At 42.8% G+C, this 18,422-nt stretch carries 18 protein-coding genes and 1 other annotated feature; of the genes, 1 reads left to right on the forward strand and 17 read right to left on the reverse strand.

Translation table 11 applies throughout. The features are described 5' to 3' along the window. Positions 1 to 170 precede the first annotated feature (170 nt). From ruvB to ACTFWY_RS06195, 14 genes are all read right to left on the reverse strand, one after another. Positions 171 to 1,181: a Holliday junction branch migration DNA helicase RuvB gene (gene ruvB / locus ACTFWY_RS06130; protein ID WP_003128097.1), complete on the reverse strand. Its 1,011-nt coding sequence runs from the start codon at positions 1,179 to 1,181 to the stop codon at positions 171 to 173. A 12-nt stretch (positions 1,182 to 1,193) separates the two neighbouring features. Continuing rightward, positions 1,194 to 1,784: a Holliday junction branch migration protein RuvA gene (gene ruvA, locus ACTFWY_RS06135; protein ID WP_003128096.1), complete on the reverse strand. Its 591-nt coding sequence runs from the start codon at positions 1,782 to 1,784 to the stop codon at positions 1,194 to 1,196. Between the two features lie 94 nt (positions 1,785 to 1,878). Beyond that, positions 1,879 to 2,313, reverse strand: coding sequence for a peptide-methionine (R)-S-oxide reductase MsrB (gene msrB, locus ACTFWY_RS06140; protein ID WP_096710887.1), 435 nt, complete (start codon positions 2,311 to 2,313; stop codon positions 1,879 to 1,881). Positions 2,314 to 2,578: 265 nt separating this feature from the next. After that, positions 2,579 to 2,782 (reverse strand): GFA family protein, encoded by a 204-nt coding sequence (locus ACTFWY_RS06145; RefSeq protein ID WP_096710886.1) that lies wholly within the window; start codon positions 2,780 to 2,782, stop codon positions 2,579 to 2,581. Continuing rightward, positions 2,779 to 3,345 (reverse strand): Maf family protein, encoded by a 567-nt coding sequence (locus ACTFWY_RS06150; protein ID WP_096710885.1) that lies wholly within the window; start codon positions 3,343 to 3,345, stop codon positions 2,779 to 2,781. The genes ACTFWY_RS06145 and ACTFWY_RS06150 overlap by 4 nt, the downstream gene beginning before the upstream one ends. Further along, positions 3,342 to 5,474: a DNA mismatch repair endonuclease MutL gene (mutL, locus tag ACTFWY_RS06155; protein ID WP_096710884.1), complete on the reverse strand. Its 2,133-nt coding sequence runs from the start codon at positions 5,472 to 5,474 to the stop codon at positions 3,342 to 3,344. Before mutL ends, ACTFWY_RS06150 begins: the two co-directional genes overlap by 4 nt. Before the next feature lie 15 nt (positions 5,475 to 5,489). Beyond that, positions 5,490 to 8,036 (reverse strand): DNA mismatch repair protein MutS, encoded by a 2,547-nt coding sequence (gene mutS, locus ACTFWY_RS06160; RefSeq protein ID WP_060813256.1) that lies wholly within the window; start codon positions 8,034 to 8,036, stop codon positions 5,490 to 5,492. Then, positions 8,020 to 8,406 carry a YlbF family regulator gene (locus ACTFWY_RS06165; RefSeq protein WP_005470065.1) on the reverse strand — a complete coding sequence of 129 codons (387 nt, stop codon included), beginning with the start codon at positions 8,404 to 8,406 and terminating at the stop codon, positions 8,020 to 8,022. The genes mutS and ACTFWY_RS06165 overlap by 17 nt, the downstream gene beginning before the upstream one ends. Positions 8,407 to 8,413: 7 nt before the next feature. Continuing rightward, positions 8,414 to 9,211 carry a TIGR00282 family metallophosphoesterase gene (locus ACTFWY_RS06170; RefSeq protein WP_003128088.1) on the reverse strand — a complete coding sequence of 266 codons (798 nt, stop codon included), beginning with the start codon at positions 9,209 to 9,211 and terminating at the stop codon, positions 8,414 to 8,416. Positions 9,212 to 9,405: 194 nt separating this feature from the next. Continuing rightward, positions 9,406 to 10,611 carry a peptidase T gene (gene pepT / locus ACTFWY_RS06175; RefSeq protein ID WP_005470063.1) on the reverse strand — a complete coding sequence of 402 codons (1,206 nt, stop codon included), beginning with the start codon at positions 10,609 to 10,611 and terminating at the stop codon, positions 9,406 to 9,408. A gap of 29 nt (positions 10,612 to 10,640) precedes the next feature. Then, entirely contained in the window at positions 10,641 to 11,063 is a 423-nt protein-coding gene (gene mgsA / locus ACTFWY_RS06180; RefSeq protein ID WP_003128085.1) for a methylglyoxal synthase, read from the reverse strand. Positions 11,064 to 11,319: 256 nt separating this feature from the next. Further along, positions 11,320 to 12,096 (reverse strand): Cof-type HAD-IIB family hydrolase, encoded by a 777-nt coding sequence (locus tag ACTFWY_RS06185; protein ID WP_003128084.1) that lies wholly within the window; start codon positions 12,094 to 12,096, stop codon positions 11,320 to 11,322. A gap of 227 nt (positions 12,097 to 12,323) precedes the next feature. Then, complete coding sequence (locus ACTFWY_RS06190; RefSeq protein WP_003128083.1) at positions 12,324 to 13,454, reverse strand: 5-methyltetrahydropteroyltriglutamate--homocysteine S-methyltransferase; 1,131 nt, start codon at positions 13,452 to 13,454, stop codon at positions 12,324 to 12,326. Between the two features lie 47 nt (positions 13,455 to 13,501). After that, positions 13,502 to 13,759, reverse strand: a binding site (T-box leader). Positions 13,760 to 13,847: 88 nt separating this feature from the next. Beyond that, positions 13,848 to 14,645 (reverse strand): formate/nitrite transporter family protein, encoded by a 798-nt coding sequence (locus ACTFWY_RS06195; RefSeq protein ID WP_003128082.1) that lies wholly within the window; start codon positions 14,643 to 14,645, stop codon positions 13,848 to 13,850. 372 nt (positions 14,646 to 15,017) lie between these two features. On the opposite strand from ACTFWY_RS06195, the gene rpsD reads away from it, so the two are divergent. Further along, positions 15,018 to 15,629 carry a 30S ribosomal protein S4 gene (rpsD, locus tag ACTFWY_RS06200; RefSeq protein ID WP_003128081.1) on the forward strand — a complete coding sequence of 204 codons (612 nt, stop codon included), beginning with the start codon at positions 15,018 to 15,020 and terminating at the stop codon, positions 15,627 to 15,629. A 247-nt stretch (positions 15,630 to 15,876) separates the two neighbouring features. On the opposite strand, the gene spx is transcribed toward rpsD, so the two are convergent. From spx to ACTFWY_RS06215, 3 genes are all read right to left on the reverse strand, one after another. Continuing rightward, positions 15,877 to 16,326, reverse strand: coding sequence for a transcriptional regulator Spx (gene spx / locus ACTFWY_RS06205; RefSeq protein ID WP_003128079.1), 450 nt, complete (start codon positions 16,324 to 16,326; stop codon positions 15,877 to 15,879). Between the two features lie 35 nt (positions 16,327 to 16,361). Then, positions 16,362 to 16,751, reverse strand: coding sequence for an Asp23/Gls24 family envelope stress response protein (locus ACTFWY_RS06210; RefSeq protein ID WP_003128077.1), 390 nt, complete (start codon positions 16,749 to 16,751; stop codon positions 16,362 to 16,364). 295 nt (positions 16,752 to 17,046) lie between these two features. Beyond that, positions 17,047 to 18,408, reverse strand: coding sequence for a citrate/2-methylcitrate synthase (locus ACTFWY_RS06215; RefSeq protein ID WP_172956408.1), 1,362 nt, complete (start codon positions 18,406 to 18,408; stop codon positions 17,047 to 17,049). Positions 18,409 to 18,422: the final 14 nt, after the last annotated feature.

An 18,422-nucleotide genomic window follows, 5' to 3' on the forward strand; every position in this document is an offset into this window, starting at 1 on the left:
TTCACAAACAAAAACCTTTAATAACAAGGTTATCCGCTACACCAGATCACTTATTTTTGTTTTTCTACAGCTCTTGCAACTGTTTATTGCGTTGTTTCTTTTCTCGAAGCAACTAATTTTAGAACATGAACGATAGAAAAACGTTTCACTAAACCATAAAAAAAAGAGCTTTACAGCTCTTCAAAATGATTTTCATAGCCAAAATGGGTATAAGCAAGTGTGGTAGCGATCCGTCCACGTGGTGTTCGTTTCAAAAACCCTCTCTGAATCAAGTAAGGCTCATACATATCTTCCACGGTCTCTGTTTCTTCACCGATGTTTACAGATAATGTGCTGAGGCCCACAGGCCCTCCACCATACAACTCGATCATCGTTCGAATCAGCTTCTGATCCACATAATCTAAACCAGCATGATCGACTTGCAAAAGCAGCAAAGCTTTATCTGCGATTTGGCGGTCAATGATTCCATTCGCTTGCACTTGCGCGAAGTCTCGAACACGTTTCAGCAAGCGGTTAGCGATCCTTGGCGTTCCTCGAGATCGTCGAGCAATCTCAAATGCCCCTTCTTCCACGATCTCCGTCTGAAAAATATCCGCTGAACGTAAGACGATTTCTTTTAAGTCTTGGTCTTCATAATATTCCATATGAGAAATGATCCCAAATCGATCCCGTAATGGTGCAGAAAGCATCCCTGCCCTAGTCGTAGCTCCTACTAGGGTGAATGGCGGCAACGGGAAATGGACCGGATGCGCAGTTGTTCCTTGGCCAACCATGATGTCCACGAAGAAATCTTCCATTGCAGAATAGAGCATTTCTTCGGCAACTCGCGGCAAACGATGGATCTCATCAATAAACAAGACATCCCCCGGCTGCAATTCATTCAAAATCGCAATCAAGTCTCCCGGCTTTTCGATAGCAGGTCCACTAGTCGTCTTGATGTTGACCGCCATTTCATTGGCGATGACCATCGCCATTGTCGTCTTTCCTAATCCAGGTGGTCCGTAAAGCAGCACATGATCCAATGCTTCTTCCCGATTTTTGGCTGCTTGAATGTAGATCGACAACTCTTCTTTTACTTTATTTTGACCGATATATTGCGCGAGAAACTGCGGACGCAATGATTTTTCGATCAATTCTTCTGTTTCATTCGTTTCCGGTGAAACAATCCGTTCATCCGTCACCTAACTCGCTCCTTATTTTTTCATCATCAATTTTAATGCTTCTCGTAAGTATTCATCTGTTGATTTAGTCGTATTAGGCGCTAAATATTTCTCAGCTTTCTTGATTTCTTTTTCACTATAGCCTAATGCTTTCAAAGCTGCCATCGCTTCGTCCAACGCGGTATTCGCCACAGTGACTGGTGCCGTTGGCTCTTCACCGACTAATTCTGCGACTTTTCCTTTTAAGTCCAATATCATTTGCTGTGCTGTTTTTTTGCCAACACCTGGGAATTTGGTTAAATAAGTGACATCTCCGTTTTCGACAGCCGTGATCAATCCCGCATGGTCTTCATTCGCCATAATTGCCAATGCACTTTTAGGACCGATCCCAGAGACGCTGATCAGTTTTAAAAATAATTGCTTTCCTTCTAATGTAGAAAACCCGTATAAACTATGGGCATCTTCTCTAATTACTTGATGCAGATAAATCTTCACTTCTTGATTCAGCTTGCCGCTGAACGCATACGGATTGCCGAATGCCACTTGATAACCGATACCGTGCGTTTCAACAACGATATACGCCGGAAAGATATCCGTGACTTTTCCAATAATATATTCGTACATAACCGTTCCTTTCTATACATCTAGCTGTACATACGTTCCCTTTATTGTAGCATAGACTGAAAGACAAAAAAAGAAGCAAGCGAAGCTTGCTCCTTTACTCAACAAGAGAAGTATATTCTCCATATCCTTGCTCAGCCATTTCTTCCAATGGGACGAATCGCAAGGCTGCGGAATTGATGCAGTAGCGCAACCCGCCTTTGTCTTGCGGGCCGTCTGAAAAAACATGTCCTAAATGGGAATCTGCTTCTTTACTGCGGACTTCGACACGGTGCATGCCATGAGAGAAATCTGCTTTCTCTTTGATTTCTTTGCGGTCGATGGGCTTCGAAAAAGAAGGCCAGCCACAACCAGCATCATACTTATCTGTCGAAGCGAATAGCGGTTCGCCGCTGACGATATCCACATAGATCCCTTTTTCATAAAAATCATCATAAGTCCCTGTAAAAGGACGTTCGGTCGCATTTTCTTGTGTGACCGCATATTCGATCGGTGACAATTTCGCTTTCAAATCTTCTTTTGATTCTGACATTTTTCTCACCTGCTTTCTTCTCTTATCTTGCCTTTTTTCCAATCGTTTGTAAACGAACTTGCTTCTTTACTTAAGAAGAGGGCAGTTCTGGCCACCTTCTGGTTCTTTCAGCAAAATGATAAAACGGCGGCTGGTCTTTCGTATAGATTTCTTCTGTGAAAACTGCTTCTGTCAATTCTTGAAACAAACCAGTGGCAAAGAAGAATTCTGCCGTCTCCTGTGCATAATAAAATAAGCTAGAACCACACTGGCGGCAAAATCCCCTTTACGCCCAATTAGAAGAGTTATACCGTTGAATCAAGGATTCGCCAGTAAATGTGATTTGATCACGGGAACAAGCGGCCAGCGCTAAAAAAGGACCACCATGAAATTTCTGACACATTGAGCAATGACAAGCAGTCACTTGGGGACGAACCTCCGTTAGCTCAATCGTAACTTGACCACAAAGACACCTACCGGATAGATTCATTTTTCCAGCTCCTCCGGAAATTCTTTTAATAACTTGGCAACCGTATTAACAGGGAAGCCAACGATCGTATAAAAATCCCCTTGGATCGCTTCAACAAACACTTTTGCTGCTCCTTGGATCCCATAGCCCCCGGCTTTGTCTTGATATTCCCCAGTTTTCAGATACTCGGTAATCATTTGCTCCGTCAACAGACTAAAGGAGACTTGTGCAGAAACCAATTTTTCTCGTCGTTTTTCTTGTTTTTGTAAAACGACCGCAGTATGGACCCAATGAGTCTTTCCACTCATCTTCTGCAACATCCTTCTGGCATCTGCTTCATCAACAGGTTTGCCGAAAATCTCCTGGCCAACCACTACGGTAGTGTCACTGGCGATCACAAGATCTGTGGGAAAGCAGGCTGTGACAGCTGCTGCCTTTTCCCGCGCCATTCGCTGCACATACTCCTCTGGTGCCTCTCCAAATACCACAGACTCATCGATATCTGCCGGCTGTATCTGAAAAGATGGGACCAATTCCGCTAATAATTCTTTTCGCCGTGGCGATTGAGAAGCTAAGACAATCATTCCATTCCACTCCTTGCACGATGCGGATCTTGGATCCGTTTAAACATTCGCTCCATATCACTATTGGTAAAATGAATCAATACCGGACGTCCATGAGGACAATTGAAGGGATTCTCACACTTTGCAAGATCCGCCAACAGGATTCGTGCTTGCGCCTCATTTAGATAATGATTGGCTTTGATCGAACGTTTGCAGCTCATCATGATCGCTGTTGCTTCCCTGAATTTCTTGACGCTGACTGAACCTGTCTCTAAAAGCATGTCGATCATTTCTCGAATGATGCTTTCTTCTTCTCCTGCTGGGTACCAAGTGGGATGCGCCCTTACAATAAAGCTGTTCGCCCCAAACTCCTCCAAATGGATCCCAACTTCTTGTAATTTTTTAGTTTGTTCCTTCAACTTAATCGCATCATTATTGGGATAATCTAAGACGATCGGTACCAATAATTCTTGCAAATCGTCGCTCACTTCTCCGATTTTTTCCCGAAAATATTCATATTTGATCCGTTCTTGGGCCGCATGCTGGTCCACGATATAAAGTCCTTCGTCGCTTTGAGCAAACAGGTACGTCCCATGCATCTGTCCGAAATATTCTAAATGAGGGAAACGTTGCTTGGCAGGCGTTTCTTCTAACAAACGATCCACATATTTCGTATAGTTTTTCTGTCCGGCATGCAGTTCAGGATGCAGCCGTTCTTGCGCCTGCTCTTCGATTAACGACAAGTCCTGCTGACTGGCATCCTCGAGAACAGACGCTGCTGGTTGATCAACTTCTTGGACAATCTCTGTCACAGGTCCTGTCGCAGCAAAGGGATCTCGCAACGTTTTATTGGGCAGTGTTTCTTCCAGACTATCGAAAACTGCTTGATTTTCCACAGAATATGCCGAAGACTCCGGAGCCTTTTCCCTTTGCTCCGCGCTTTCTGGAAGTTTTCCACCTTCCTCCACAGGGTTTTCCACAAAGTTATCCACAGTCTGTTGATAACCTGATGACGCCACTTGAAACTTTCCTGTCTCGCGGTTGAAAGTTAATCCCGAAGAAGTCGTAGGACTCGTTACCAGATCCAGTTTCGTTTGTTCCACAGGTTCAGTGGTCACTTTTTTCTTAAAACGAAGATTATCGGCAGCATTCGGAATCAAATTCTCGTCTCGCAAACTGTCATTGATCGATTTACTGATCAATTTGGTCAGTTCTTCTTCTTTTGATAAACGTACTTCTTGTTTAGTGGGGTGAACATTGACATCGACTAATAATGGATCCATCGTGATCTCCAGGACCGCAATCGGGAATCGTCCCACCATCAATTTTGAGCCATATCCAGCAACGATTGCTTTATTCAAGGCAAAATTCCGAATGCATCGTCCATTGATGATCGTGGATAGATAATTACGGCTAGCCCGGGTCACTTCAGGCAACGAGACATAACCAGTCAGCTTAAAATCAAGATCTTCACTGTTGATAGCTAACATTTTTTTAGCAGTCTCAACACCATAGATCCCGGCGATGGTTTGTTTCAAATCCCCGCTACCAGTAGTAGTCAGCATTTTATTGCCTTCATGGACCAAGCGAAAAGCAACTTCCGGGTGACTCAATGCAATACGGTTCACGATATCGCCGATATTGGCCAATTCTGTCTGCAATGTTTTGACATATTTCAAGCGCGCTGGCGTATTATAAAAAAGGTTTTCTACAGTGATCTTCGTTCCTTGGCGCAAGTTCGCTGGTATATGTTCTTCCACAGTGCCTCCCTTCAACCGAAGGAATGAGCCTTGGGAAGCATCTTTGACAGCTGTTTCGATTGTTAAAATCGAGACTGAGGCAATACTTGGCAATGCCTCACCGCGAAAGCCAAGTGTCCGTATCCGAAACAAGTCATCGCGGTTATGGATCTTACTGGTGGCATGGCGCTTGAAGGCCGTAACGACATCTTCTTCGGCAATCCCCTCGCCATTATCGATCACCTGGATTTTGCGTAGACCGGCTTCTTCAATGAAGATATCGATCTGTGTGCTGCCGGCATCCACTGCATTTTCCACAAGTTCTTTGACAACAGAGGCTGGCCGTTCCACGACTTCACCGGCAGCGATTTGATTCGCTAGACGTTCAGATAATTCTTGGATCTTGCCCATCTGTTTTCCTTCTTTCTAGATTCGTTTTTGCAATTCATAAAGCTTATTTAACGCATCCATTGGGGTCATTTCTAAGAGATTCAGTTTTTTCAACTGATCGATGACGCCAACTTCTTCTGTGGACACCTCGCTAAACAATGAAAGCTGTTGTGTTTCTTCTATCACAGGCTTTTCGATCGTTGGTTCATGTTCTTCCAGAGCTTTCAAGATCGTTGCCGCCCGTTGTAGTAATCCGCTAGGCAGTCCTGCAATTTTCGCCACATGGATTCCGTAGCTCTTGTCTGCCGGACCTTCCATCATTTTATGCAGGAAGACAACTTCACCGTCTTTTTCTACCGCTCCTACATGAATGTTCCGCAAACGCAGTAATTCTTCGTCCAATATGGTCAGTTCGTGATAATGGGTCGAAAAAAGGGTCTTCGCTTTGACTTCTTTATGGATATATTCAATGATGGCTTGAGCAAGTGCCATCCCATCATAGGTGGCTGTTCCACGCCCTAATTCATCGAATAGGATCAAACTGTTTGGTGTGGCATGACGCAACGCCTGATTGGCTTCCATCATCTCGACCATGAATGTACTTTGTCCAGCAATCAAGTCATCGCTGGCACCGATTCGGGTAAAGATGCGGTCAAAAATCGGCATTTCTGCTGATTGCGCAGGAACAAAACAACCGATTTGAGCCATAATCACTAACAGTGCCAATTGCCGCATATACGTACTCTTACCAGACATATTCGGTCCAGTGATCAGTAAAATATCGGTGTCTTCATGCATCACGATGCTATTAGGAATATATTCTTGGTGCCCCAGCACTTTTTCCACAACGGGATGACGCCCATCGATGATATTCAAGGAGCGCTCTTTTTTCAAAACTGGCCGTACATATTGATAGCGTTCAGCAATTGTCGCAAAACTTTGTAACACATCGACTGCACTAATGGCTTTGGCTAATTTCTGCAAGCGAAGGATACTTTTTTTCACTTCTTCTCGTACTTCCAAGAACAATTGGTATTCCAGATCCACCGATTTTTCTTCCGCTTCTAAAATCACTGTTTCCAGCTTCTTTAATTCAGGTGAAATAAAACGCTCCGCATTAGCAAGGGTCTGTTTTCGTTCATAACGGCCTTCTTCGAGACCAGCCAGATTGGCTTTGGTGATTTCGATGTAATAACCAAAAACACGGTTGAAGCCCACTTTTAAATTCTTGATGCCTGTTTCTTGGCGTTCTTTGGCTTCTAACTCAGCTAGCCACTGCTTGCCGTTGCGCATCGCTTCCCGATACTTGTCTAGTTGTTCGTGAAAGCCATCTTTGATGACATTTCCTTCAGTGATCTGCAGCGGTGCGTCTTCATCGATGGCGCTATCGATCAATGCCACTAACTCATCCAGTGGCTCCAATTCGATCAACAGGTCATTCCACTCTCCACGATTGATGCCTTTGATCAACTGGGCGATCAGAGGAACTTGCTGCAAAGAAGATTTCAGCTGCAGAAGATCCCGTCCATTGACATTGCCAAAGGCAACTCGCCCAACTAAGCGCTCCATGTCATATACTTTTGTCAGTGCGTCTTGTAAGTCTGCTCGTTCAAAAAAGCTGTCCAACAATGATTGAACCATTTCTTGACGTGCAAAGATCTTCTTTGGTTGGATCAAAGGACGATCCAACCACTGCTTCAATAAACGGGCACCCATTGCTGTTTTGGTTTCATCTAATAACCATAAGAGTGTTCCATGCTTTTTGCCAGTTCGAATGGATCGACTCAATTCGAGATTGAACTTTGAGTAATAGTCCATTTTCAAAGAATGATCTGGTTGATATTCTACTGCTTGCTGGATATGAGCCAAGCTGCGTTTTTGGGTGATTGCGAGATAACTCAATAATTTGCCAGTGACCGTCTTTTCATCTTCAGGCAATCCGCTAGTCAAAAAACGGAATTCAGCATTTTCTTCATATGTCTCTTGTTTTGAAAAAACAACACTCAAGCGAGTGGTCAACAGTTCTTTAAGGGAGTCAGGAACTTCGCTGCACAAAACGACTTCCTTGGTTTGTAAGGCAGCGGCCTCATTCAATACCGCGTCCTCGTCTTCTAAAAGCGCGGTCTTTAACTCGCCGGTACTCAAGTCTGCATAAGCAAAACTGTAACCTTGCGTCGTTTTCATCACAGCCGTCAAGAAGTTATTATCTTTGGCGGACAGCCCTTTGCTATCCATCACTGTCCCTGGAGTGATCAATTGAACGACTTCCCGTTTGACCATTCCTTTGGTGGTTTTGGGATCTTCGACTTGTTCACAGATGGCGACTTTATAGCCTTGTTCGATCAACGTATCAATGTAATTACTGGCGGCATGATAAGGGACTCCGCACATTGGGATCGGTTCTTCCGCATTTTTGTTGCGGCTTGTCAATGTCAGCTCCAAGATTTGTGCAGCTTTGATCGCATCTTCATTGAACAGTTCATAGAAATCTCCCAGACGATAGAACAAAAAAGCATCTTGGTATTGTGCCTTGATGCTTAAATATTGTTCCATCATAGGAGTGTTTTTAGTTTTTTGAGGCATGAGCATCTTCCTCCTCGATGGCTTTATTCACTTGCTTTTGGATTTCTGTTGTGACGTAGTGCAGCAATTCATCTGCTTCCTGAAGTGCCGCACGATAGGCGATCACGAGTGGATGCTGGTCATATTGTTGGGTCAACTCAGCCACTCGTCGCAAAGCATCCTTTTTTGCTTCCGGTTTATCATAATGTTCATACTGAACGATTTCTTTTTGGGTTTGCTTGATTGCTTCTTCTAACTCCAGCAGCTTTTGATTCTTTTGCGCCCGTTGTTGAATCCTTTGAAACTCTTGTACTACCGGGTGTTGTGCCAATAATTGCCGCAACGCAGCCAATTCTTGTGCTACTGCTGTTTCTTTTTCTAATGGGTCCATGATTCTCCTATTCTGTAAAAGGCCGGTCTTCGCTGATTTGGATTGGACGAATCGATTTGGCTTTTCCAGTTTGTTCATCGATCTCGATCAGACAAGCGGACAAAATACTGCGTCCGTTCTCGATCACTTCAAAGCGTTGCGGCAATGCCGTCAAGAATTTTTCGATGATAGGTTCTCGTTTCATCCCTAAAATCCCATCATAAGGACCAGTCATTCCTACATCTGACAAATAAGCCGTTCCTTGTGGCAAAATTCGGGCATCATTGGTTTGTACGTGGGTGTGTGTGCCGACGACTGCAGAAACTCGTCCGTCTAGATACCAGCCCATGGCTTGTTTCTCACTCGTTGTCTCACCATGAAAATCAACAAAGATAAATGGTGTACGCTTGCGGGCGATAGTCACCAACTCATCCATTTTACGAAAAGGGTCATCAATGTCGACCATGAAAGAGCGTGCTTGCATATTGATGACTGCTAATTCGATCGCATTGACTTTCACAAAGACCATTCCTGTACCAGGAGTCCCTTCTGGAAAATTTGCCGGACGAATCATTTTTTTTGCATCACCAATAAATTCAAAAATATCTCGATTATCCCATGTATGATTTCCTAGTGTGATCACATCGACGCCATCTTGAAGAAATTTCTTATAAATTTTCCCCGTGATCCCCCGACCCGCAGCTGCATTCTCGCCATTTGCGATCGTCACTTGCGGCCGATAGGCTTTCTTCAATTTTGGTAAATACTCTGTCAAGGTATTTCTCCCTAACGATCCAACCACATCTCCAATAAATAATACCCGCACACTTTTTCCTCTTCTCTTTTAACATCTTTCTTTATTATAAGTGTTTTTCTTGAGAAAAAAAAGAGCTATTCCATAACAGCAAACAACCTTAAACTACAGGAATTCCTTCCTACCGACTGCTCTTGTTGCTCTTCTAGGACCCTTTAGAAAATAAAACACTCTCCAAACAACGTTGGTCGTTTGGAGAGTCATCATTATTCAGCAACACGTTTCACGATCGCAACGATTAAGTCCCGCGCCTTTGCCATCGCTTCAACAGTGATAAATTCATATTGACCGTGGAAATTCTCGCCGCCGGTAAATAGATTAGGGGTTGGGATCCCTTTGTAAGTGATTTTGGACCCATCTGTGCCGCCGCGAAAAGGGGCTTCGATCGGTGTGATCCCTAAGTCTTTCATTGCTTGACGAGCAATGATAACACTTTGAGGATTTTCTTTGATTCGGTCGCCCATATTGTAGTATTGATCATACAGCTGATAGGTGATCCGCTCACCATAGTACTCATTCAACTTTTCAATGATCTGCACCATCTTCTCCTTGCGCTTTTGGAAAAGCGTTTGATCGTGATCACGAATGATGTAGGAGAGTTCTGCTTGCCCGATATGTCCAGAAAGATTGTGAAGTAAGTAAAAGCCTTGATAGTCTTTTGTTTTTTCCGGGACTTCTGCTTGCGGCAGTGCCGCATCGATCTGGTTGGCGATCTTTAATGCATTGACGAGACGACCATAAGCCGTCCCAGGATGGACGCTTGTTCCGTTGATTTGGATATCGATCCGCGCAGCATTAAAGGTTTCATACTCCATATGTCCCACACGACCACTGTCCATTGTATAAGCAAAAGCCACTGGGAAATCGGCTGGGTCAAACAGATCCGCCCCTTTCCCAATTTCTTCATCCGGACCAAAAGCGATCCAGACATCTCCCCGTTCTTGTGGATCAATCGTTTGTAAAATCCGCAATGCATCGATGATCTCAGCAATCCCGGCTTTATCGTCTGCACCTAGGAGCGTCGTTCCATCTGTAGTGATCAACGTCTCACCTATGTAGTCTTTGAGGTTAGGAAACTCAGCGACTGTCATCATGATCCCCAACGGCTCATTGAGGCAAACGTCTTTGCCATCATAATTTTCATGGATCTGGGGTTGGATGTTTTCGGCTGCAAAATCAGCGGTGTCTACATGTGCGATAAATCCGACAGCCGTTTTGTCCGGATTTCCTGCAAGACGTCCGATCACAAAGCTATTCTTTTCATGGTACAACACATCGTTAAGCCCCATAGACTGCAATTGATCCCGTAATAAAAGTGCCAGCTCAACTTGTCCAGGGGTAGTAGGAATTGTTTGGCTGCTTGCATCGGAACGGGTATTGATTTTGGCATAACGCAAAAAATCGGCGATCATTGGTTTGTCCTTCACTTTCGTCACTTCCTTCAAAAAGATAATGGTCGATGGTCCGTTTCATGGATGATCTGTCGGAAATCTGCAAATCCTGCATCTAATCCTCGGAGCAGCATTTCTGCTGTACCGATATTCGTAGCCAACGGGATTTCATAAACATCTGACAGACGGATCAATGCGGTCACATCCGGCTCATGTGGTTGCGCTGCCAATGGATCGCGCAAAAAAATCACCATATCCAACGCATCCTCCGAAATCATCGCCCCAATTTGTTGATCGCCTCCTAAAGGACCAGACTTATAGCGATGAACGGATAGTCCCGTAGCTTCTTGGATTCGTTTTCCTGTTGTTCCTGTGGCATATAATTGATGCTGTGCCAAGATTTCGCGATAAGCGGTGACCATCTTCACCATCAATTCTTTTTTGCGGTCATGGGCTATCAATGCTATTTTCATCTTCACTCCTCCTCTTTTTTCCATTGTACCAATACTTGCTGAAAAAAAGAAACTGTGCTCCCAAGAATAAGACATTGCCTAATCTTACACAGAGCTTCCATCATAGAATCAACCGGATCCCTTAGTAAAATAGGTAGGCTGCCACCTTAAGAAGGGGCACCGAAGGAAATCCTTCTGGCAATTTGCGGGGCTGATTTCTCTGATTTGGCTGTTGCAAAAAATTTCAGGTTTGTCTGTTTCTTAGGACACAGTTTGTTTAAATCAAGTCTAGTTCTTTCAATGCTTGCCAGATGCCATCCTCATCATTGCTGGCGGTGACTTTATCAGCAATCGCTTGAATCTCGGGAGCCGCGTTACCCATGGCCACGCCGACGCCGGCAGCTTGCAGCATTTCGCGATCATTTTGGCCATCGCCAAAACAAATCACATCTTTTTGTGAGATTCCTAGTTGGTGTGCCACCGAAAGAATCGTGGCTGCTTTTGAACCATCTTTTGGCACGACATCGACACTGTTTTCATGCCAGCGAACAAAACGTAATTTACTGTAGCGATCGTCAAAATAGTCTTCATACTCTTTCCCATAAAAAGCCAACGCTTGATAGACTTCTTTTTCTTCCGGAAAGTGCATGTCTAATTCAGGCAATTGTGCGCCAAAAGAGCGCATTGCTTCATCCATGATGCCAATATTTAAAGAAGAAGCTCGTTTAGCCGTATCCATTCCCACAAATGCGGTATCGATCCCTAACTCGTTTGCTTCAGCAACAAATGCTTTTAGCTGTTCTTCATCTAATAAATTTTTGTACACTTGTTGGTGTGCCAAAAATGCAGCAGCGCCATTGCATAAAATATAATTATCAAAAGCAAGGGAGCGGATGATGTCTTTCGCATGGAAACGACTGCGGCCTGTAGCAACTGTCACGAAATGCCCAGCATTTCGCAGCAACTCCAATGCTTCAATCGTACTTTCCAACGGTTGCTTGTTCGAATCCAGTAACGTGCCATCAATATCAAAAGCAAAGAATTTCCGATTCATATCCATAAAAAACTAAGACTCTCTTTCTGTAAGAAATAACAAGAATTTTTACTTTTGGATCATGTTCTCTCCAAAAAGCATACCCTATTCTTAACATAAAAAGCTGTCTATTTCAATAAGTGGCGGATCTTGGTGAATGACTCTTGCTTACCAATGAAGGTGGCTCATTTTTTGGGGAAACTGAAATATTTTCAACCACATGAAGTGTTTGCCTCAATCGTCTTTGTCTATTTGGCAGTGACTGGTTGAGTGCCCCAGACTTCATCTGCCACTTCAATGATCAGCTGCAATTTCTTCCATTGATCTTCTTCTGACAGAATGTTGCCCTCCTCTGTTGAAGCAAAGCCACACTGCGGACTCAAGCTCAAACGCTCTAAGGGCACGTATTGGCTGGCTTCTTTGATCCGGGCAATCAAGCTTTCTTTCTCTTCCAGAGCCCCATTTTTACTTGTGACTAGACCGAGAACAACTTTCTTTGTTTCTGGGACAAATCGCAATGGCTGGAAGTCCCCAGAGCGATCATCATCAAACTCCAAGAAAAAGGCTTCGACCGCTTCATGTCCCAACAGCGAATCCGCAACTGGCTCATAGCCTCCCGATGCCGCCCATGTCGAATGGTAATTGCCACGGCAAACATGGGTAGTCACGTGCAGGTCGTTAGGCAGATCCACCAATGCACTGTTATTCAACCGCAGATACAATTCTTGTAATTTTTGTGTATCATACTCATCGTTGGTCCTTGACTGCCAGTAATTTTTGTCCACCAGCATCCCCCACGTACAGTCATCCAATTTTAGATGACGACAGCCAAGATCATACAAGGCTAAAATGGTTTCACGATAGGCTTGCGCAATATCAGCAAGCAATACTTCCCGATCCGGATAGATAGCGTTCACTTTTTCTTCGTTGCTGCCTCGAACAAGTTCGACAAACAATTGAGCAGGCGCTGGGATACTCTGGCGAACAGGCACCCCATCTGCTTGAGCCGCGACAAAGCGATATTCCTCAAACACGGGATGTTCTGGATTGAATGCGACTTTCCCAGCTAATCGTGCAGAATCAGCACGGGTTTCTTCCCCATGGAACAAGTAGCCTTGATCCATCAAAATATGCTCTATTCCTTGAAATCCCCAGAAAAAATCCAAGTGCCAATAACTACGGCGAAATTCGCCATCGCTGACATATTTCAAGCCAACTTCTTTTTGTTTTGCGACTAACTCACTGATCGCCTGATCCTCAACTTCTTTTAACTCGGATCGAGTGATTTTTCCTTCAGCGAACGCTTCCCTTGCTTGCTTCAACTTCTCCGGACGCAAAAAACTTCCTACAATTTCATAATGATTGATCACTTGGCACATAGTTTCTCCTCCTTTTTTGGGTAAAAAAAAATCCTTAAGAGTTATCTCTTAAGGATGTAATAAATTTACATGGTACCACCTTAGTTTGCATCCGACTTACGAAGAATGCCTCTACTCCAATGCGACGCTGTTGCGTGATATTGGGGTCTCAGTAACGGGGACATCCGTGCGCTTCTAAAACTTGCGTTCTCGAAACACCCACTCAAAAGCCATTTTCAGATTCGTTTTCTTTCACCCTTTTTCAGCTGTCGGGGCTCTCTGTTAGAAATTCCACAGAATCTTACTTTCTTTTTCTACGTGTTTACTTATTGATTTTTAACAAGGATAGCAGAATGATTTTAGTGTGTCAATATTGATTTAAAAAAAAAGAAGCATTGCTGCTTCTTTCTTCGTTTAATCCACATAAGTTGATTTTGATTGATTGAGCCATGCATAGCCCAGACCCATGATCAAGCCGCCACCGATATAGTTCCCGATAAAGGCAAAGACAAGATTGTGAATCACGCTGCCGACAGTCATACCAGCTAAGTGGCCGCCAGATGCCCAGAAAGCTAACGTAAACGCTGGGAAGTTAGCGATGACGTGTTCATAGCCTAAGAAGGCAAAGATAAAGATAATGAAAATAATCGCAGCTACTTTCCCTGCATCATCTTTCATCCGCATACTTACTAAAACAGCTGTATTAACGACAATGTTTGCGAACATTGCTTCGACGACGATTTGGAGTGTCGGCTTATCAAGTTTTGCGGTAATGGAAGTCAATAAGAAATTATCCGCAGGCAACCCTTGAAAAGGTCCAGTCAAAGAAATAATTGATCCAAAAATCAAACCACCGACTAAATTGAAGAGCACACAAGTGAACAAAATCTTCAATGCCAAAGGAACACTCAATCGTTTGCGATAAACACCGACGGTCATATACAACATATTTGATGTGCCTAATTCTGCGTTCATATATAAGATCATGACAAGGGACCAACTAAACATAAATGCATACAACATTTTTCCTAGTCCATGTGCAATGTCCTCACCTTTCATAGCAATCGCAAAGGCAATCGCTGTTCCTAGCGTCAAGAAAAGACATGCCATCATGGCCCGTACAGCATAGCGTAAATAACTGCTTTTGATCAAATCGACCTTCTTTTCAATGGAAGAATCAATTTTTTCAAATAATGGGGATACTGGATTCATTTTTCTGCTCCTTTTTATGGGTATGATAATTGAGTTCGTTATAAAGTACACAATACCTTCACATTTTAATAACCAAACGCCTATTTGTAAAGTGTTTTCTGAAAAACGTTACTTTTTATATGAAATTTTCATCACATTTTCATTGCAATTGAATTCAATCATACCTTGACTTTTCCTCTTATTTTATCGTATACTGTTCCTTGTGTAAAATAATGCAGCAGGGAAATAACAGCTCGTCACCAGTTCGTTGCCTAAAAGGTTCAATTGCGTAACCGCGGCTGCAAAGGTGAAGATTGAAGAACGAACTGCACGGATGTGAATTTTTCAACGGATTATTTTACTCCAAACTATATTTATTGGAGGAACTAAATTATGTCTCGTTATACAGGACCATCATGGAAAATTTCTCGTCGTTTAGGAATTTCTCTTTCAGAAACTGGTAAAGAATTGGCACGTCGTCCTTACGCTCCAGGACAACACGGACCAAACAGCCGTGGCAAAAAATCAGAATACGGTATGCAATTGACTGAAAAACAAAAACTTCGTCATATGTATGGCATGAACGAACGTCAATTCCGTACATTGTTTATCAAAGCAAGCAAAATCAAAGAAGGTAAACACGGTGTTAACTTCATGATCTTGTTAGAACAACGTTTGGATAACGTCGTTTACCGTTTAGGTCTTGCAACTACTCGTCGTCAAGCACGTCAATTAGTAAACCATGGCCACATTTTAGTAGATGGCAAACGTGTAGATATCCCTTCTTACCATGTTGAAGTTGGTCAAGTGATCAGCGTTCGTGAAAAATCACAAAACATCTCAACAATCAAAGAAGCAATCGAAGCAACTACTGGTCGTACAGCATTTGTAAGCTTTGATGATGAAAAATTAGAAGGTTCATTGACTCGTTTACCAGAACGCGATGAATTGACTGCAGAAGTTGACGAAGCACTAGTCGTTGAATTCTACAACCAAAAACTATAAGAATTTTCACCAGAAGCTGCGACAGAAATCTTGTCACAGCTTCTTTTTTTATAAATTGTTAGAAATAACTTCTTCGGAAAGAAGTCAAAATTTCACAGAAATCCGACAAGCAATTTTCGAACTCTCCTTTTCATCTCTCTTGAAGCAGACTACTTCTGACATGACCTCTTTTTTGAGAAATCAAAAAAACTGTGCTGGTTTCCCGAAGGAAATACCACACAGTTCGCGATTAATCGGCAGGTCGACTTCAAATAATATTGACGACGGACTCTCCGGATGAATTTTTTTGATGATAGTTGAACAACAGCAAATCTTTCTGACGCTTTTTAAAGATTACTTTCCGAATATTGCGTGGCACAAATTTGCGGATATCATCTTCATTATATCCTACTTGCAGTTTGTCGCCATCAACAATGATGGGACGTTTCAATAAATTCGGGTATTGCTCAATCAACGCTAATAATTCTTCTAATTTCAAGTCATCCAAATCAATGGCTAATTTTTGATACACTTTTGAACGTGTTGAGATAATATCTTCTGTCCCGTTTTTTGTCAAAGAAAGAATTTCCAGTAGTTCATCACTATTTAATGGATCGCTAAAAATGTTTCTTTCTTTGAAGGGTAGTTCATTTTCGGTCAACCAAGCCCGCGCTTTGCGACATGATGTACAGCTAGGCGTTGTGTATAGTGAAATCATTGATCATTCTTCCTTTCTGATTTTTCTGCGGATTCTTATTGATTATCTGTGATTTTTTCGATCGTTTCTTGTTTGACGACATCCACGATGCGAATGTTGATTTCTTTGACTTCTAAAGCAGTCAACCGACTAACTTCTTGCAAAACAATTTCTTGGATCTGAGCAAACAACCGGGGAATATCCTTCCCGTAGGCAACAATAACTTCCAAATCAATTGCTACTTGTTCTTTGCCAACTTCCACTTCGATCCCCGATGTCACATTGCTCTGGTCGGCCAAATCTTCCGTCATACTTGAAAAAAATTTTCCATCTGCACTGATTAAGCCATCAATTGACGCCAAGGCTACACCTACGATCGTCTGCAAGACTTTCTCCTCAAAGGTAAGCGAAGCAGTCTCTACATTTGCCGCTTGTTCATTTTCCATTTTTCACACTCCTTGTTTGCATTTCTGAAAAAAGAACGTTTTTTTTAGTAACAGATCCACCAAAACCAACAACCTTTTGCGGTTATCTGCCACCATAGGTAAAAATACCCTCCTCTATTAGCATAGAAGTTTTTTGTTTTTTTTACAAAGAAAAACACTTGTTACCGGATACTTTTTTTGCAAATTACCGAAATAAGGTACGTTTTTTTAATATAAAAAAGCGATTCCAGAAAATATTTTCCTCGATCGCTTCTTATATTTTATCTGATTTATCTAAAAAGATTCTTCCTCAATCCTACCGCTCATTCAACCTTGTATAGCTCCGGTCAGAAGACACTTCCTTATAAGCTGGTCGCATGATTTTTTGGGCATTGACTAATTCTTCGATTCGATGAGCAGACCAGCCGACGATTCGCGCAATCGCAAACATCGGTGTGTAAAGTTCTTCTGGCAAGTCTAACATTTTATAAACAAAGCCGCTGAAAAAATCAATGTTCGCACTGACGCCTTTATACATTTTTCGTTTTTGAGCAATCACTTCTGGAGCGATTCGTTCAACAGTTGTGTAAAGTTGATATTCTTGCCAAGCGCCGATGCCTTTCTCTTGTGCGAGTTTGGCTACATAATTTTTAAAAATTGCCGCTCGAGGATCATTGTCACTGTAGACAGCATGTCCCATACCATAGATCAAGCCCTTGCGATCAAAAGCTTCTTTATCCAAAACTGCTTCTAAATAACGACGAACTGCAGCTTCATCTGTTGTATCAGCAATCTGGCGTTTCAGATCACTCATCATCTCCGTCACTTTGATATTGGCTCCACCGTGTTTAGGCCCTTTTAGCGATCCTAATGCGGCTGCGATCGTCGAATAAGTATCGGTACCGCTAGAAGTAACTACCCGAGTAGTAAAGGTCGAGTTGTTTCCGCCCCCATGTTCCATATGAAGCACCAGCGCCATATCCAAGGTTTGAGCTTCTTGAAAACTATAGGCTTTATTAGGACGCAGCATGGTCAAAATCGTTTCTGCCGTGCTTAATTCCTCCGAAGGGCGATGAATATACATACTTCCCTCTTGATTGTAGTGATTATAGGCGTGGTAAGCGTAGATCGCCAGCAGTGGAAAGACACTGATCAGCATCAAACTTTGCTCTAATACATTCTCAATACTGACATCATCGGCTTGCGGATCATAACTGGCTAATGTCAAAATACTGCGAGATAAACTATTCATGATATCCGCAGAAGGTGCTTTCATGATCACGTCACGAACAAAATTGGTTGGAAGCGTACGTTTATCCGCCAATAACTGACGAAATCCCTGCAATTCAGATAACTTTGGCAGCTCGCCAAAAAGTAATAAATATGCAATCTCTTCAAAACCAAACCGATTTTCTTCAACGAATCCTGCAACCAATTCATTGATATCGATTCCTCGATAACGTAATTCCCCACAAGCCTCGAGGGGCTTCCCCGCCACGATTTTTTCTGGATAAATGGTAGAAATGGTTGTTAAGCCGGCTAAGACACCTTTTCCATCTAAATCTCTCAGTCCACGTTTTACGTCATACTCTGAATAAAGATTCATATCGATTTGATTGTGTTTCTGACACAATGATGAAAGATATACGATATTCTTTTCTTTTTCTAATTTTTCCACAGCCATGTTACCTC

Origin of the sequence: Enterococcus sp. 125944, assembly GCF_051909435.1 — a bacterium.
GTDB lineage: Bacteria > Bacillota > Bacilli > Lactobacillales > Enterococcaceae > Enterococcus_D > Enterococcus_D gallinarum.

Bases quoted from the DNA above. Each gene is read 5' to 3' on its own strand.
- ACTFWY_RS06210 (WP_003128077.1), bottom strand. From the start codon at position 16,751: ATGGAAAATGAACAAGCGGCAAATGTAGAGACTGCTTCGCTTACCTTT.
- ACTFWY_RS06150 (WP_096710885.1), bottom strand. From the start codon at position 3,345: ATGATTGTCTTAGCTTCTCAATCGCCACGGCGAAAAGAATTATTAGCG.
- ruvA (WP_003128096.1), bottom strand. From the start codon at position 1,784: ATGTACGAATATATTATTGGAAAAGTCACGGATATCTTTCCGGCGTAT.
- mutL (WP_096710884.1), bottom strand. From the start codon at position 5,474: ATGGGCAAGATCCAAGAATTATCTGAACGTCTAGCGAATCAAATCGCT.
- ACTFWY_RS06185 (WP_003128084.1), bottom strand. From the start codon at position 12,096: ATGAATCGGAAATTCTTTGCTTTTGATATTGATGGCACGTTACTGGAT.
- pepT (WP_005470063.1), bottom strand. From the start codon at position 10,611: ATGATCGCCGATTTTTTGCGTTATGCCAAAATCAATACCCGTTCCGAT.
- ACTFWY_RS06195 (WP_003128082.1), bottom strand. From the start codon at position 14,645: ATGAATCCAGTATCCCCATTATTTGAAAAAATTGATTCTTCCATTGAA.
- rpsD (WP_003128081.1), top strand. From the start codon at position 15,018: ATGTCTCGTTATACAGGACCATCATGGAAAATTTCTCGTCGTTTAGGA.
- ACTFWY_RS06145 (WP_096710886.1), bottom strand. From the start codon at position 2,782: ATGAATCTATCCGGTAGGTGTCTTTGTGGTCAAGTTACGATTGAGCTA.
- spx (WP_003128079.1), bottom strand. From the start codon at position 16,326: ATGATTTCACTATACACAACGCCTAGCTGTACATCATGTCGCAAAGCG.
- msrB (WP_096710887.1), bottom strand. From the start codon at position 2,313: ATGTCAGAATCAAAAGAAGATTTGAAAGCGAAATTGTCACCGATCGAA.
- ACTFWY_RS06165 (WP_005470065.1), bottom strand. From the start codon at position 8,406: ATGGACCCATTAGAAAAAGAAACAGCAGTAGCACAAGAATTGGCTGCG.
- mgsA (WP_003128085.1), bottom strand. From the start codon at position 11,063: ATGAAAATAGCATTGATAGCCCATGACCGCAAAAAAGAATTGATGGTG.
- mutS (WP_060813256.1), bottom strand. From the start codon at position 8,036: ATGCCTCAAAAAACTAAAAACACTCCTATGATGGAACAATATTTAAGC.
- ACTFWY_RS06190 (WP_003128083.1), bottom strand. From the start codon at position 13,454: ATGTGCCAAGTGATCAATCATTATGAAATTGTAGGAAGTTTTTTGCGT.